This window comes from Pleomorphomonas sp. JP5, assembly GCF_023721815.1.
In the GTDB taxonomy this organism is placed as follows: domain Bacteria; phylum Pseudomonadota; class Alphaproteobacteria; order Rhizobiales; family Pleomorphomonadaceae; genus Pleomorphomonas.
On record NZ_JAMDLI010000022.1, the window covers coordinates 344,186 to 359,134 of the forward strand.

At 62.8% G+C, this 14,949-nt stretch carries 12 protein-coding genes; 6 read left to right on the forward strand and 6 right to left on the reverse strand.

The window, feature by feature from the left end; translation table 11 throughout:
* Positions 1–55: 55 nt before the first annotated feature.
* On the reverse strand, positions 56–1,648 hold the full coding sequence (locus tag M4J40_RS20945) for an MBL fold metallo-hydrolase (protein ID WP_251756354.1): 1,593 nt from the start codon (positions 1,646–1,648) through the stop codon (positions 56–58).
* 194 nt (positions 1,649–1,842) lie between these two features.
* On the opposite strand from M4J40_RS20945, the gene M4J40_RS20950 reads away from it, so the two are divergent.
* Positions 1,843–2,850, forward strand: a complete 1,008-nt coding sequence (locus tag M4J40_RS20950) for an SLAC1 anion channel family protein (protein ID WP_251756355.1) — start codon at positions 1,843–1,845, stop codon at positions 2,848–2,850.
* An 89-nt stretch (positions 2,851–2,939) separates the two neighbouring features.
* Positions 2,940–3,887: a nucleoside hydrolase gene (locus tag M4J40_RS20955; RefSeq protein WP_251756356.1), complete on the forward strand. Its 948-nt coding sequence runs from the start codon at positions 2,940–2,942 to the stop codon at positions 3,885–3,887.
* A 24-nt stretch (positions 3,888–3,911) separates the two neighbouring features.
* On the opposite strand, the gene M4J40_RS20960 is transcribed toward M4J40_RS20955, so the two are convergent.
* The 5 genes from M4J40_RS20960 to M4J40_RS20980 all read right to left on the reverse strand — a co-directional run bounded on the left by M4J40_RS20960 (position 3,912) and on the right by M4J40_RS20980 (position 10,321).
* The gene (locus M4J40_RS20960) at positions 3,912–4,457 is read right to left on the reverse strand and encodes a DUF2087 domain-containing protein (protein WP_251756357.1); all 546 of its coding nucleotides are present in this window, start codon (positions 4,455–4,457) and stop codon (positions 3,912–3,914) included.
* Between the two features lie 233 nt (positions 4,458–4,690).
* Positions 4,691–6,877, reverse strand: a complete 2,187-nt coding sequence (locus M4J40_RS20965) for a bifunctional diguanylate cyclase/phosphodiesterase (protein ID WP_251756358.1) — start codon at positions 6,875–6,877, stop codon at positions 4,691–4,693.
* Between the two features lie 198 nt (positions 6,878–7,075).
* Positions 7,076–8,467 carry a methylenetetrahydrofolate--tRNA-(uracil(54)-C(5))-methyltransferase (FADH(2)-oxidizing) TrmFO gene (gene trmFO, locus M4J40_RS20970; protein WP_251756359.1) on the reverse strand — a complete coding sequence of 464 codons (1,392 nt, stop codon included), beginning with the start codon at positions 8,465–8,467 and terminating at the stop codon, positions 7,076–7,078.
* 461 nt (positions 8,468–8,928) lie between these two features.
* Complete coding sequence (locus M4J40_RS20975) at positions 8,929–9,078, reverse strand: DUF1127 domain-containing protein (protein ID WP_084633142.1); 150 nt, start codon at positions 9,076–9,078, stop codon at positions 8,929–8,931.
* A 664-nt stretch (positions 9,079–9,742) separates the two neighbouring features.
* Positions 9,743–10,321, reverse strand: coding sequence for a L,D-transpeptidase (locus tag M4J40_RS20980; RefSeq protein ID WP_311134177.1), 579 nt, complete (start codon positions 10,319–10,321; stop codon positions 9,743–9,745).
* Between the two features lie 188 nt (positions 10,322–10,509).
* Between M4J40_RS20980 and M4J40_RS20985 the strand changes: the two genes are divergently transcribed.
* The 4 genes from M4J40_RS20985 (at position 10,510) to der (ending at position 14,763) form a co-directional block, all read left to right on the forward strand.
* Complete coding sequence (locus tag M4J40_RS20985; RefSeq protein ID WP_251756360.1) at positions 10,510–11,085, forward strand: NnrU family protein; 576 nt, start codon at positions 10,510–10,512, stop codon at positions 11,083–11,085.
* A gap of 144 nt (positions 11,086–11,229) precedes the next feature.
* Positions 11,230–11,907, forward strand: coding sequence for a tetratricopeptide repeat protein (locus M4J40_RS20990; RefSeq protein ID WP_251756361.1), 678 nt, complete (start codon positions 11,230–11,232; stop codon positions 11,905–11,907).
* On the forward strand, positions 11,904–13,277 hold the full coding sequence (locus M4J40_RS20995) for a PQQ-binding-like beta-propeller repeat protein (protein WP_251756362.1): 1,374 nt from the start codon (positions 11,904–11,906) through the stop codon (positions 13,275–13,277). Before M4J40_RS20990 ends, M4J40_RS20995 begins: the two co-directional genes overlap by 4 nt.
* Positions 13,278–13,359: 82 nt before the next feature.
* Positions 13,360–14,763, forward strand: a complete 1,404-nt coding sequence (gene der / locus M4J40_RS21000; RefSeq protein WP_251756363.1) for a ribosome biogenesis GTPase Der — start codon at positions 13,360–13,362, stop codon at positions 14,761–14,763.
* Positions 14,764–14,949 lie beyond the last annotated feature (186 nt).

Genomic DNA, 14,949 nt, shown 5'->3' on the forward strand with positions numbered 1-14,949 from the left:
CGGCCAGCCGTCCGTCTCTTCTATCTCGATGCGAGGACGAGGGGAATTCCCTGCCTTACTCGGCTGCCAACGCGTCCCTGAGCCGGCGGATGGTCTTGGCGCGCGCCTTCTCGTCCGCCCCCTTCCCGACTTCGGCCTGGATGTCGAGAAGAAGTCTCTGAAGATCGTTGTGCCAGTCGGTGTGCCCGGCCTGCTTCGGTTCGAGACGCGGCCTTCTGGCGGTATCGAGTATTTCCACCGCCGCGCCGTGGCCGATCCGGAAAGACGTATCCAGGCGCGGGTCGACAAGGCGCTCGTAGGGCAGGCTGTTGGCAAGCCGGGCTCTGAGGCCTCCGATCGCCTTTTCTTCGCCATGTACCATGAACACGGTGCCCGCTATCGGAAGGCGCTTCTTGAGCCAGGTAGCAAGCTCCGGCCCATCGGCGTGACCGCTGTAGAGATCGAGTTGGCGGATGCGGGCGCGGACTTCGATCTGCTCGCCTTTCATGCGGACCACGGGAGCGCCGTCGGAGAGCAGGCGGCCCAGCGTGCCGGTTGCCTGATATCCGACCAGCAACACCGTTGCTTCTTCCCGCCATAGCCAGTTGCGGAGCCTGTGCCGAATGCGGCCCGCCTCGCACATGCCGGACGCCGAGATGACGATGTGGAAGCCGTGCATCTGATCGAGCGCCATCGACTGTTCGACGCTTTCGGTGAACCGCACATGAGGGGAGGAGAAGGCGCGAAGCAAAAGGCCGCCGTGATCAAGGCTCCTGGCATAGGAGCGGAAGATCTGGCTCGCCCGGTTGGCAAGCGGGGAGTCGATGATGATGGGGCAGGGTGGCAGTTCGCCGGTCTCGATCAGATGGACCAGATCGGCCAGAAGCTCCTGCGTGCGCTCGACAGCGAAGGAGGGGATCAGCAGCACGCCGTCCGGATTGATTGCTGCCTTGACCTCGGCCTTGAGCGCGGCGCGGCGACGGGCTTCCGTCACCTCCTGCCGGTCAGTGTCGCCATAGGTCGATTCCATGACCACGTGGTCCCAATCCGTCGGAGCCTCCGGGCTGGGCTGCAGGAGCTTGTTGTCTGGCCCGAGGTCGCCCGAGAACAGGATCCGTATCGGTCGCTCGTCGCCAGCCGTCTCCAGCTCGACCGACGCCGAACCAAGCAGATGGCCGGCGTTCCACAGGCGGAACCGAAATCCGGGAGCCGCCTCGCGCCACTCGCCGAGCTGTGTCGCTTGCATCTGTCTCACCGCTTCCATGGCGTCGAGCAGCGAGTAGATCGGCGTCACTTCCTTTCGGCCGCGCCGCTTGTTGCGTCGATTGAGCTGCTCCACCTCCATCTCCTGGATATGGGCGGAGTCGGGCAGCATAACCTTGCAAAGGTCGACGGTCGGCGCCGATGCGAAGATCGGGCCTGTGAAGCCGTCTTTGACGAGCTTGGGCACGAGTCCGGAATGGTCGATGTGAGCGTGAGTCAGAATCAGGGCGTCGATGGTGCGGGGATCAAATGGAAAGGCGCGGTAGTTGAGTTCCTTCTCGGTCTTGGAACCCTGGAACATGCCGCAGTCGATCAATATGCGATGCCCGCCGGATTCGACCATGTGGCAGGAGCCGGTGACGGTTTCAGCGGCACCGTGGAATGTGATGACGGGCAGGGTGGGCATTGGAACACCTCGAAGGAAACGACCGGATCGCTTGCCGGCGCTCTCCTGATACTGGGGTGTTCGTGTGGCTTGGCAAGGGCGTTGGGCTGCACCTTAAGGCCAACATCGCCCTGTTAGGCTTTACGGAGCCTTAGCCTCCGTGTGGGAAAATAGGAGCATGTCGCGGAAGTTCTCATCCGCGTCTGGAGGACGAAATGGCAACCGCTCCAAGAAAAGACCGCGACGAAGCGGAGCCCACGGCCGTGGCGACGCGGCCCAGCCGCATCGCTCACCTGCCTTTCCCCCTATTCTCCGCGCCGATGGGCATCGGCGGTCTTGGACTCGCCTGGCGCGAGGCAACGGCCCATTTCGGCGCGCCAGCCTTTCCGGGAGAGGCGCTGCTTTCGGTCGCTGCGCTGGTCTGGGCGCTGCTCACCCTTTTGCACATCTGGCGCGAGATCCGCCATCCGCGAGCGTTGTTCGCCGACCTCGCCCACCCGGCGCGCGCCGCTTTTGCCGGCGCCTTCACCATCGGCCTCATGATGGTCTCGGCCATGTTGATTCCGATCCAACCCGGTGCTGCTTTCTGGGCCTGGACGGTCGCGGTGGTTCTGCACCTGCTGGTGGCGCTCATGACCGTGCGCGGTTTGATGCTGACGCCCCGCCACGACCCCATGTCCTTGATGCCCCCGACGCTGATTCCGCTGGTCGGCGTGCTGCTGGCTCCGGTGTTTGGCGTGCGACTTGGCGTTGTCATGCCCTCGTGGCTGCTGTTCGGAATCGGCATGATCTTCTGGCTGACGGTGCAGCCGCTGTTGTTTCAGCGCATCGCCGCAGGTCCGGCCTTTCCCGAAAAACTGAAACCGACGCTCGTGATCTTCCTGGCGCCACCCTCGGTCGCCTTCTTGTCGCTCGTGGCGCTGGAGGGAAAGGTCGACTGGCCGGCGCTTGCGCTGTTCGGCTACGCCGCCTTCCTGGCGATCGTGTTCCTCACCATCCTGCCGCGCTTCCTTAAGGCGCCGCTTGCTCTGTCCTGGTGGAGCTACACCTTTCCGGCGGCGGCCTTCACCGTGGCGTTCTTCACCCTGGTGCGCGCCTACCCATTCCCGTTTGCCGATTGGCTGTTGTGGGCGCAACTCTCGATCGCCACGCTCCTCGTGCTGGTGGTGGTGCTGGCAACGCTTCTTGGTCTCGCGAACGGCAAGCTGTTCGTTTCCGACTGAGCAGCCATGTCGGGCGAACTCCATCGTTGCTTATAGGTAATTGAACGGATAAGGCTGCCGGGAGCCAACAGGCGTTCCCGGAGCCCTTCATGGTCAAGTCCATCATCATCGATACCGATCCGTCGCCCGACGATGCCGTCGCCTTTCTGATGGCGCTCGGCTCGCCAGACGAACTCGAACTTCTGGCGATTACCACCGTCGGCGGAAACGTGCCGCTCTACCACACGACCCGCAACGCGCTGAAGGCGCTCGAGCTTGTGGGACGAGAGAGTGATGTACCGGTCTATGCCGGCGCCGCCGGCCCCATGGTTCGCACGCTGGAGACGGCCGAGTACGTGCACGGCGAGACCGGGTTCGAGGGGTATGACCTTCCCGAGCCGGTCGCGACGGCCGCCGAAGGGTTTGCGCCGGACAAGATCGTCGAGCTTGTCATGTCGCGGCCGGAGAAGACGGTGACGCTCTGTTGCCTCGCACCGCTCACCAACATCGCGCTCGCCATGGCGAGGGAGCCGCGACTTGCGGGGCGTCTGGAGAGCATCGTGCTGATGGGGGGCGCGCGCTCGGAGGGCGGCAACGTCACGCCGGCCGCCGAGTACAACATCTATGTCGATCCGGAAGCGGCGAAGAAGGTGTTCGAGTGCGGCGCGCCGATCGTCATGATTCCCCTCGACTGCACCCATACGGCGCTCACCAAGAAGCCTCGCCTCGACAAGCTGCGCGCCAAGGGCGGACCGCACATGGAGGCTTTCTACCACCTTCTCGAGTGGAACAAGCGCTTCGACGAGAAAGCCTGGGGCATGGACGGCGGGCCGCTGCACGACCCCACCGTTACCGCCTATCTCCTGAAGCCGGATCTGTTCAAGGGGCGCCTCGTCAACGTCGAGATCTCCTGCGACGAGCTGACGCGCGGCATGACCGTCGTCGACTGGCATTCGGTGACGAGCCGGCCGAAGAACGCGCTCGTCCTGACCGAAGTCGATGCGGACGGCTACTTCGATCTGGTGATCGACCGGCTCCACGCCGCGCGCAAGGGCTGAGGGAGCGCCGTCAAACGAATGCCATCAGGCAGAGGGGTGGGTTGAGATCCGGTGGATCAGAGCCAGCGCCTCGCCGGGTGGTCTTCGCTCGACGCGACGATATTCTCGCCCGTCGAGCGTGCGAGTGAGGAGACCGGCGTCGATCATGGCGCGGCGGATCAGGGCGTGATCCCCGAAACGGTGGTTGTTGCGGATGATCTTGCTGACGTCGAACTCGCTATAGACGGTTCCTGCCTTGAGGCGCGACCAGAGCACCCATAGTGCAAGGCTCTGATGGCGGTAGCGCGAGGGCCAGCGCAGGAACTGCCCCTCATCGTCGAAGTGCCCGGCCACGCGCTCGACCAGAGCGTGATCTACCGGCTCTGGGGCCGGACGCGGCTCGGCGAGGCGTTCCCCGGCCTTTGAAGCCGAGCGAAAATGCTGGAAGTTTCGATAGCCGCCGGCCCGCGCCAGCATATTGAGCAGTTGAACATGGCCGGGCTTGCCTTCGATCTGGGCGAGCTCGCGGCCGAGCACTCTTGCGAGCGCCGACACGTCGGGTACCGTCAGCGGCAGGGTGTCTCGGGACATGACCTATCCTCGCGCGTGCCGATCATTTCTGACTGTCGCTGGTCGCTGGCTTGCGGCGGGGCACGCGAGGAGTGTCCGTCGACTTCCGAAAAGGAATGGCAGGTTTAGCTTCCCCTGAGGGGACAGCGACGCCTCGGTGAACTGCCGACCGAGGCATTGTTTAGCTCCGATCGTCCTTGGAGACAAGCTGTCCACAACTGGCGCCCCCGCCCGCTGGGATTGACGATTGGCGGCTAGACTTGGCTTGGCATGATGCCGGCCAGCTGATCCGCGCTCATTGGTCGGCCGAGCGCGTAGCCCTGCAATGTTTGGCAGCCGAGATCCCGAAGAATGTCCGCCTGCTCGATGGTCTCGACACCTTCGGCGACAATGCCTATGCCCTGCGTGCGACCAATCTCCACGATCGAGCGGATGAGTTGGCGCTGCGAACCGGAGGTCGCGACCTCGGCGGTCAGTTGGCTGGCGATCTTGAGACGCTTCGGCTGCAAGCGCATCAGGCTGACGATAGAGGCATAACCGGTGCCGAAATCGTCGATCTCTATCTCTATGCCGAGTTGCTTGAGGCGGTTGATGTTCTCGGCGACGATGTCGTCGCTATCGTCGAGGTAGATTGCCTCGGTCAGTTCGAAGGCCAGCATACCAGGTTCGATTGCCATTGCCGCGAGCTTCTCGATCAGGCGCTCGTCGCGGAGCCTGCCCATCGAGACGTTGACGGCCACTCTCGGCACCCGCAGGCCAGTGGAGAGCCAGCGAAATCGCTGGGCGAGGGCCATTTCCAGCACGATATGATCGAGCACGGGCAGGACGTTGATCTCGTCCGCAGCCTCGAGGAAGCGGGACGGTCCGATCAAGCCTGCCGTCGGATGATTCCAGCGGATGAGCGCTTCCAGGCCAACGACATCGCGCGTCGAAGCATCGAACTGTTGCTGATAGTGCGCGGTGAACTGTCCCTCTTCGATGCCGGTCAGTATTTCATCGGCCAGGCGTTTGGCGCTGACGACCTCGGCTTCCAGCGCACGGGTGAAAAACTCGAAGCGATTGCGGCCAAGCTTCTTCGCTCGATAGAGCGCGATGTCGGCGTCGATGAGAAGCTTGCGGGGCTGGTATTTTCGTGGCTCCGAGCAGGCTATGCCGATCGACAGTCCGCTTCGGCACCGCACCTCTCCGAGGTCGATCGGGTGGCGGAAGCTTGCAATCAGCTCTTCGGCCAGCGCGCTGGCCAACTCTTCCGGCTCATCGCTGATACACACGGCAACGAACTCATCGCCGCCGATACGCGCCACGAGGTCGTCGGGCCGGAATACGGCGCGCATGAGATCGGCGGTATGCTGGAGCAAGTGGTCGCCAGTTGCGTGACCGTAAGCGTCGTTGACCTGCTTGAAGCGGTCGATGTCCATATGAAGGATGGCGATCCGGCCGAGCGGTTCTCCGGTGTCGGAGCTCAGGTGGCCAAGGCGATCCATGAGATGACGGCGGTTGGGCAGGCCGGTGAGTTCATCGTGCAGCGAGGTGTGCCGGACAAGCCGGTTTGCCTCCTCAAGCTGGATGTTTCGCGCCTCGGCAAGTCGTTTGGCTTCGCTGAGCTCGTCGAGATTGCGTCGACGCTCGGCATAGAGGTGGCCCGTAATCAGGATCGGCAGAACAACGAACGTGCCGATGAGGGCGATCATCAGTCGGAAGCTGATCGTGTTGGGCGGCGCTGGCCAGCCACCTTTCGGTGTGGCGGCAAGCTGCCAGGCCCCGCCGGGAATGCTGACGGTCGCGATCAGAGGGTCGTGCTCCAGAACCTCCTCCGAGCCGAAGAAGATCTCTCCGGCGGCGCCTTTTCCGTCGCGCCCGCGTATGGTCAGGTCGAGATCGAAACTAGGGTCGGTCAAACCGCTGTTACGGTAGAGGCGCTCGAGATCGATCACAGCCGAGACGATGCCCCAGAACACGGGCGGCCCGGCCGGTCGGTCGACCATCACGGGATAACGACCGATGATGCCGACGCCTCCCTGAACCAGTTCGAGCGGACCGGCAAGAACGAGGTGACCGGTTGCCCTGGCGCGCTCGACAGCCTCTCTCTGGGCGGGCGTCTTCGTGTAGTCGAGGCCCATGGCCTGCTCGTTGCCGACGAGCGGATGAACCATGGTGATGACCATGTCCGGCGCGGCGGCGATCAGACGAAGATCCGACCCTGCCGCGAGGAGGTGTTCGACGAGCGTGTTGAATTCGGTTCTGTCGAGCTCCGGGCGCGTGGCGAAGGCGGCTACAACCGCCCTGCCGATCTGGATGTCGCGGTTGATGTTGCCCTCGAGGCGCGCCCGAATGACGGACAGGCGGTCTGCGACTGTCGCCCGCGTGTGTTGTTCGAACAACTGATGGTTCTGGTAGTCGGCAAGCAGGCCGAGCATCCCGGCGGCGATCAGAGCGATCAAGGCTGGCACGCTCGCGGGGCGGAGAACCAGTCGGTTCACACGGCGCAAAATCCGAAGCAACCCGCCAGAAGCCATCGTCTGCGTTCCAGAAGTAGACGTTGCTACCTTATAAGCCAGATTTTCCTTTTGTAATTCTTACTTGTTCCGTAAATGCTTCTCTTGGTTGAGGATTTCACAGAGTACCCTATCAGTGACGTATCAGCCGAGCCATTCGGTCAAGTCATCCAGGGCACGACGGCAGATCGCCTGTCGTTTTGCTATGGTCTTCTCGTTGCCCCGGAGTCGCCGACCGGGCTCTTTGGGCAACTCGACGGGAGGAAAGAGGCCGAAGTTGACATTCATCGGCTGGAACGAGCGGGGCGCGCCCTCGGCCTCCATGGAGATGTGGCCGCCGGTGATGTGGCCGAGAAGAGCGCCGAGCGCTGTGGTCGGTGGAGGAGGGACCGCTGCCGCACCAAGCCGTTCGGCGGCGGCGAAGCGACCGGCCAGGAGGCCGATGGATGCCGACTCGACATAGCCCTCACAACCGGTGACCTGCCCGGCGAATCTGAGATGGGGCGCTGCCTTGAGGCGAAGCACCTGATCGAGCAGACGCGGGCTGTCGAGGTAGGTGTTGCGATGGAGGCCACCGAGCCTGGCAAACTCGGCCTTCTCGAGCCCCGGGATCATCCTGAAGACGTCGGCCTGAACACCGTACTTCAGTTTCGTCTGGAACCCGACCATGTTGTAGAGCGTGCCGAGCGCATTGTCCTGACGGAGCTGAACGATGGCGTAAGACTTGACGGTGGGGTCGCGTGGGTTGGTGAGGCCGACCGGCTTCATCGGTCCGTGACGCAGTGTCTCACGGCCGCGCTCCGCCATTACCTCGATCGGAAGGCAGCCGTCGAAGTAGGGCGTCTTCTCGAAGTCCTTGAACTCGGTCTTCTCGCCCGCAAGGAGCGCATCGATGAACGCTTCATACTGCTCGCGGTTCAGCGGACAGTTGATGTAGTCGGCGCCGGTACCGCCCGGGCCGGGCTTGTCATAGCGCGACTGGAACCAAGCCTTGTCCATATCGATGCTGTCGAAGTGGACGATGGGCGCGATGGCGTCGAAGAAGGCAAGCGAAGCGGCGCCGGTGGTTGTGCGGATGGCTTCGGCCAGTGCTGGCGAGGTGAGCGGGCCGGTTGCGACGATCGTGCTGCCCCAGTCCTCCGGCGGCAGGCCATCCACTTCGCCCTCGACGACGGTGACAAGCGGATGGGCGCGCAGCGTCGCGGTGATCTTGTCGGAGAACCCATCGCGGTCGACGGCCAATGCGCCGCCGGCCGGTACCTTGTTGGTGTCGGCGGAAGCCATGATCAGTGAGCCGGCTCGTCGCATTTCCTCATGCAGCAAACCGACCGCGTTGTTCTGGTGGTCGTCGGAGCGGAAGGAGTTGGAACAGACCAGCTCGGCGAAGCCGCCGGTTTTGTGCGCCTCGGTTCCGCGCTGCGGACGCATTTCGTGAAGAACGACCGGGATGTCGTGGGAGACGATTTGCCAGGCGGCTTCCGAGCCGGCCAGGCCGGCGCCGACGACGTGGATGGGGGCGTGGGACTGATTGGTCATGGCGGGGGGATAGCATGTCCGAGGGGTGCATGCAGCGTTTTTCCGGAGGTCGCTCCGACGAAGAAATGGATCTGGAAAGCCTCGAAATGCAAACGCCCACCGGGGGAGGAGATCCGGTGGGCGCTGCAATTTTCTGTAGACGGCATGGGAGGAGGTATGCCGCTACAGCTAACCTGCGATGCGGGAGGAGGAGCATCGCAGGACGGTCGTAGCAAGGGAGGAGGATTGCCACGACCAAACCGACGTTGCCCAGGGAGGAGGAAGGGCAGGCCGGTACTCACAAATCCGGCGAAATGGTCCTGGGAGGAGGAGAGGACCATCATCGCCTAAGGGAAAGATGGGGGAGGAGGACCATCTTTCCAAGACACCGGCCGGAGGGAGGAGGAACCGGCAGGGTGTCTATCAGGGTCGCCGCAGAACTGGGAGGAGGATAGTTCGGCTGGCGAGCCTAATTTCGTGGTTCAGAGCGTGGCCTTGCGGGCAACGTTCGAGATTTCACCGCGGGAGATGCCCAGGTCGGCAAGCTCGCGGGTGCTCAGACGGGAGAGCTCGCGATAGGTCTCCTGGTACTTGCGGTAGGAGCGGAGCTTGTTGACAACGGTGTCCAGCATTTCGTTCATCCATTCGGGTTGTGAGGCGCTGCGCTCTTCAGTCTGTTGTCTGCTGCGCTTCGCTCTCGACACCCCGATAATTAGGCGAACGAGGCATGCAGGGCTAGAGGGTGGCCTGCATGTCAGGAATGCAGTTTTCGCACGGCAGCATTCGGAGCTCGAAATGAACTTCGCTGACGGGTTGAAATACGGCTGAAATACGACTTTCGACGGAGTCTCGGTCGCATATTTGCCGTCATTTGGCTTCCATGATGTTGTTTTTGATGAAATCAACTCAAAAATTGGCCAATGCTGCAGCGCAACATACATCTTGCCTAAAACCGGGCGAAAGAATTTTTGAATGTGCCGGGCGGTTATGGGAGCGGCTACGAGGTTTGGAACGCCTCAAAATTCTCTACGCAAATATGCTGATCGGTCTGAAACGGTTTTCCTGGGCTCCTGTTTTGGGAGCTGGAGCCCGTTGAATCGTTTTCGGTCGCCGATAGCGTATCCATGGATGATTGTCGGCTGATGACAGCGATGTCATGGACGATGCTGCTGAGGAGGCCTATGGCGCGGCCTGTGCAGCGGCCGGGAGCTTGTTGCGCGGTACGATTCTGCGCAGGAACACGCTCCGCCGTTCCTCCCTTATAGAGGGGCGGAGGCTATGAAACTCCGGCGGTGGTTATTGCTCGACGGACACTCGTACGTTCGACGGGCCGTATTGCCTGACCAGTGCGAACAAAGCCTTGGCGTTGTCCGGGTGCAGGCGCACGCAGCCATGCGAGGCGGGCTTACCGAGGCGCTTGATGTGAGGCGTCGCGTGAATCGCATAGCCTTTATGGAAGAAAATGGAGTGCGGCATCGGCGCGTTGTCGTATTTGCGAGAGTGCCACATGACGTGCATGCGATAGGGTGTCCAGAATCCGGTAGGCGTGACATAGCCGCGTCCAGCGGTCGACACCTTCCAGACGTGCACGACCTTGCCGTGGACGAGAACGGTCATGGTTTGCGACGATATGTCGACGCGTATCTGAACCTTCGGTCCCAGAGCTTGCCTCGTCGCCGGTCCCGTTGCGAGCGCTTGGGCAATGTCGGCGGCGGGCGGGAGCGTCATGGCCAATTCGTCGGCGCGGTCATTTGAAGACAGCGACGGCCGCATGGGAATGCCATCGAAGCCCGATCGGTCGTCCGTCGCTGCGTGGGCTGGTGCCGCAACGGTCAAGCATAGTGACAGTCCCAACAGGGCGAAGGCGCGATACATGACATCCCCCGTGAAAATAGAGTTACTATTGCACGCAAGGGTTAATTCATTATGGTCATGAACGTCTTTGTGAAATTCGTTGCTTTGTAGCCTTTGGGGGAGGGCGGTGGCCCGCCGTTCCCCGTGATCGGGCTTCAGCTCGCTTTGGGCTGTCGGCCACCTCGCGTGTCGTGTTCAAGGAGCAGGGAATGTCCGTTTTCCTCGTTGGCCTCGTTCTCTTCATTGGTATGCATTCGATCTATATCGTGGCGCCCGGTGTGCGGGCGGGGGCGGTTGCCCGCATCGGATACAACCCCTGGCGCGGCATCTACTCGCTCGTTTCTCTCGCAGGCCTGCTGTTGCTGATCTACGGTTACGGGCTCGCGCGTCAGGATCCCGTTCTGTTGTTTGAGCCGCCGTCCTGGGCACGCATGCTTGCCTTCGTGCTGATGATGGCGTCGCTGCCGTTGCTCGTGTCTTCCTTCTTTCCCACGCCGACGCGCATCGGTCGCTTCGTTCGCCACCCGATGCTGATGTCGGTGACGCTCTGGGCGGTCGCCCATGCGCTGGTGGTCGGGACGCTCGCCAGCGTGTTGCTCAGTGCCGTCTTCTTTATATGGACTCTGGCCGCCCGTTTTTCCCTGATTGCGCGGCCGATGACGACCACGCCTGCGAAGACGCCCAAACCGCTGAACGACTGGATCGCGGTGGCAATCGGGCTTGCGGCTTGGGCGGCGCTGTTGTTCGGGCTGCATGAGTGGCTGATCGGCATGCCGTTGCTGTAAGCGCTCGGGCATCGTCCACATGAAGAGGTGGCGTCGTTTTGAAAAAGGCTGTAAACGGCGTCGATGAGTTGCGCTGGCACAGTATGGCGCGAACCGTGTATGGGCGGCGGCCGGCAGGGTCGCGAGCCGATAGTTGGATAGAAGATGTCTGATATTTTCGACGAAGTCGGTGAAGACCTGCGCCGCGACAGGCTGACGGGGCTGTGGAAGCGTTACGGCTGGGTCCTCTACGTTGTGGCCGGACTGATCGTCGCGGGTACCGCTGCCTGGCGCGGATATGATTATTGGGCGACCAGCCGTGCCAACGCGGCCGGTGATGCCTACTCGCAAGTGCTGGCCTCGGCCAAGGCTGGGGACCACAAGGCGCTCGCCGAGTCGCTTGCGGTCTATGCCAGTGATGCCCCCAAGCAGTATCAGGTGCTTGCCCGCTTCCGTGCCGCTTCCGAACACGCTGCCATGGGCGAGACCGACAATGCCCTTGCTGCGTTCGAGGATCTATCCAAGGCATCCGGCGTCGACCAGACGTTTCGCGATCTCGCGGCGGTTCGCGCCGCGCTGATTGCCGTCGACCGGGAGAGTCTCGATCAGATCAAGGCGCGCGTTTCCAGCTACAACAACGACATCTCCCCCTGGCGCCACGCGGCGCGCGAGATCGTCGCCCTCGCGGCCGTTCGTGCCGAGGACTGGAAAACCGTCAGTGAAGAGACCCGGAAGCTGACCGATGATCCCGCGACGCCCTCGGGCACCCGCAATCGGGCGCACATTCTGCAGGATCTGGCGATTTCGCAAACCGGTGATTCCGACAGTGGAGCTGCCGGATGACGACTCTCCTTCGCCTTTCCTCTGTGGCCTTCGCATTGGTCGTCACCGTGGCGCTCGGCGGTTGCGGTTCGGACTCGGCGATGGACTCGTTGTCTTCCCTTAATCCCTTCAAGAAGGATCAGCCGGTCGCCGAAGGCAACCGTACTTCGATCCTGGCTGTCTCGGATCCGACGCGCGGCGTAACCAATGGTCGGGCCGATATCGGCGCGGCGACGGCGCTTGCTGCGTGGTCCCAGCCCGGCGGCACCTCGACCAACGATCCTGGCAATGTCGCTGGCGCCTTGAAAGGCGTGCATTTCTGGTCGATCAGGGGCGGCAAGTCCGGCTTCGGCAACGGCATGATGGGGCTTTCGACCAGCAAGGGACGCGGCATTTCGGCCCGTCCGGTAGCGGCCGACGGCGTCGTCTACGTTTATGATTCCGCTGGCGTCGTTTCGGGCTTCAAGGTGGCCAATAGCGGTGCCGTCTGGCACGTCGGCGTCTACCCCTCCAGCTCGAGCGATCCCGTCGGCGGCGGCGGACTTGCCGTGTCGGGTGGTCGCGTCTACGCCGCGACGGGCTATGGCGAACTGCTGTCGATCGACGCGGCGACCAGCTCGATCCTTTGGCGCGTGAAGCTCGATGCGCCGGCTCGTTCTGCTCCGGCGGTTGGTGGCGGCAAGGTGGTGGTCACCGCCCAGTCCGGCGCGGTACAGGCCTTCGACGCGGCGACAGGGGCTGCCGGCTGGCGTGCCTCCACCGAGGTGTCTGGCGCCTCTTTGGCAGGCGCCGGCAGCGCGGCGATTTCCGCCGATACCGTCGTGGTGGCCGGATCTACCGGACAGATCCAAGCCTTTGATCTCGCCACCGGCAGCGTCAAGTGGCAGGCGTCGATCACCGGTAGTGGCTCCATCTCGGCGATCACTGGGCTCCGGGACGCTTCGGCAAGTCCGGTGATCCATGGTGATGCCGTCTATGCCACAGGCATTGGTGGTGCTCTGGTCGCCCTCGACCTGAAGACCGGCGACGTTCGGTGGCAGCAGTCGATCGGTAGCGCCGAGACGCCCGTCGTGTCCGGTAGCAGCCTGTTCCTGATCGATCTCGAAAACAGGATGATCGCCATCGATCTCAAGACGGGCAAGGTGATCTGGGCCCAAACGCTGCCGCTCCGGCCGTCGTCGAGCCGCAAGGGCTCGTGGGCCGGACCGGTGATGGCGGCCGGCAAGCTGTGGGCGTCGTCCAACGATGGACGCATCGCTTCGGTGGATGCGGTCACCGGTGCGCTTGGCGTCACCACCGAGATAGGTTTCAGCGGCGCCATTGCGCCGATCCTGAGCTCTGGCAAGATGATGGTTCTCGCTGGAGACGGTACGCTCATCGCCGTGAACTGATCGCGGCGCCATAGGATAGCTGACGAGCGGCGGCGGATCGATTGATCCGGCGCCGCGATGTCTATTGAAGGAAGTCTCGACCATGCCCGCGCAACCGACCGTTGCTCTCGTCGGCCGCCCGAATGTCGGCAAGTCCACCCTGTTCAATCGCCTCGTCGGCAAGAAGCTGGCGCTGGTTGACGATACGCCGGGCGTCACGCGTGACCGGCGTGTCGGCAACGGCCGGCTTGGCGATCTTGTTTTCCAGGTGATCGATACCGCGGGTCTCGAGGAGGCAAATCCGGAGTCGCTGGAAGGTCGGATGCGCGCCCAGACGGAGATGGCGATCCGCGAAGCGGATGCCATCCTGTTCCTGTATGACGCTCGGGCGGGCATCACGCCGCTCGACAAGCATTTCTCCGACATGATCCGTCGCATGGACCGCGAGGTGATCCTGATCGCCAACAAGGCGGAAGGGCGTGGCGTCGAGCCCGGATTGATGGAGGCCTACGAGCTCGGCCTTGGTCAGGCGATTCCCATTTCGGCCGAGCATGGCCAGGGTATGTCCGATCTTTACGACGCGCTGCGCGAAGCGCTGGAGGGGCGTCTCGGCTTTGCCGAGCCCGATAGCGAGGAGGCGGTGGTCAACCTCGACGTTGACGAAGAAGGCAATCTCGTTCGTCCGCAGGAGCAGCGGCCGTTGCGCATCACCGTCACCGGCCGTCCCAACGCGGGCAAATCGACGCTGATCAACCGGATGATCGGCGAGGATCGATTGCTGACCGGTCCCGAAGCGGGCATTACCCGGGACTCCATCTCGGTCGATTGGACGTGGCGTGATCGCGAGGTGAAGCTGTTCGACACCGCTGGTCTTCGTCGCAAGGCTCGCGTTCAGGAGAAGCTCGAGAAGCTGTCGGTTGCCGACGCGCTCAGGGCGATCAAGTTTGCCGAGGTGGTTGTCGTTCTCCTGGACTCCACGATCCCGTTCGAGAAGCAGGACCTGCACATCGTCGACCTGATCGTCCGTGAGGGCCGGGCGCTGGTGATCGGCCTCAACAAGTGGGATCTTGTCGAAGACCGTTCCGCCAAGCTCAGGGAGTTGCGCGAGGAATGCGAACGGTTGCTGCCGCAGGTGCGCGGTGTCGAGCTGGTGACGCTCTCCGGCCTCAATGGCCAGGGTATCGACAAGCTGATGCAGGCGGTTTTGCGCGCCTATGATGTCTGGAATACGCGTATCTCCACCGGCCGCCTCAATCGCTGGCTGACTGGGCTCATCGAGCACCATCCGCCGCCAGCCGTCGCTGGCCGCCGCCTGAAGATCCGCTATATCACCCAGGCCAAGACCCGGCCGCCGATGTTCGTCATCTTTGGCTCGCGGCCCGATGCCATGCCCGAAAGCTACATGCGCTATCTGGCCAATGGGCTCAGGGAAACCTTCGAGATGCCGGGCACGCCAATCCGGGTTCAGATGCGCTCCGGCGACAACCCCTATGACAAGAAAGACTGACTATAGCACCCGCCGATCAGGTTGAATCAACCGGATCGAAAAGCGGCTGCTCCAGCGAATGCCTAGGGAGTGGCGGTCACGTCTTGGTGACGTCTGCGCGAAGTCGTTGACCCCCGGGGTTCGCCACAGGAGTGTTCCTGTGCCTTCCAGGTAGATCGTCCTGCATGACGCGGGCGGTTTTTCTTG

What these genes read in the sequence shown, in the direction of transcription:
- M4J40_RS20955 (WP_251756356.1), top strand. Translation starts at nt 2,940, where the DNA reads ATGGTCAAGTCCATCATCATCGATACCGATCCGTCGCCCGACGATGCC.
- M4J40_RS20995 (WP_251756362.1), top strand. Translation starts at nt 11,904, where the DNA reads ATGACGACTCTCCTTCGCCTTTCCTCTGTGGCCTTCGCATTGGTCGTC.
- M4J40_RS20975 (WP_084633142.1), bottom strand. Translation starts at nt 9,078, where the DNA reads ATGCTGGACACCGTTGTCAACAAGCTCCGCTCCTACCGCAAGTACCAG.
- der (WP_251756363.1), top strand. Translation starts at nt 13,360, where the DNA reads ATGCCCGCGCAACCGACCGTTGCTCTCGTCGGCCGCCCGAATGTCGGC.
- M4J40_RS20950 (WP_251756355.1), top strand. Translation starts at nt 1,843, where the DNA reads ATGGCAACCGCTCCAAGAAAAGACCGCGACGAAGCGGAGCCCACGGCC.
- M4J40_RS20985 (WP_251756360.1), top strand. Translation starts at nt 10,510, where the DNA reads ATGTCCGTTTTCCTCGTTGGCCTCGTTCTCTTCATTGGTATGCATTCG.
- M4J40_RS20990 (WP_251756361.1), top strand. Translation starts at nt 11,230, where the DNA reads ATGTCTGATATTTTCGACGAAGTCGGTGAAGACCTGCGCCGCGACAGG.
- M4J40_RS20945 (WP_251756354.1), bottom strand. Translation starts at nt 1,648, where the DNA reads ATGCCCACCCTGCCCGTCATCACATTCCACGGTGCCGCTGAAACCGTC.
- trmFO (WP_251756359.1), bottom strand. Translation starts at nt 8,467, where the DNA reads ATGACCAATCAGTCCCACGCCCCCATCCACGTCGTCGGCGCCGGCCTG.
- M4J40_RS20980 (WP_311134177.1), bottom strand. Translation starts at nt 10,321, where the DNA reads ATGTATCGCGCCTTCGCCCTGTTGGGACTGTCACTATGCTTGACCGTT.
- M4J40_RS20960 (WP_251756357.1), bottom strand. Translation starts at nt 4,457, where the DNA reads ATGTCCCGAGACACCCTGCCGCTGACGGTACCCGACGTGTCGGCGCTC.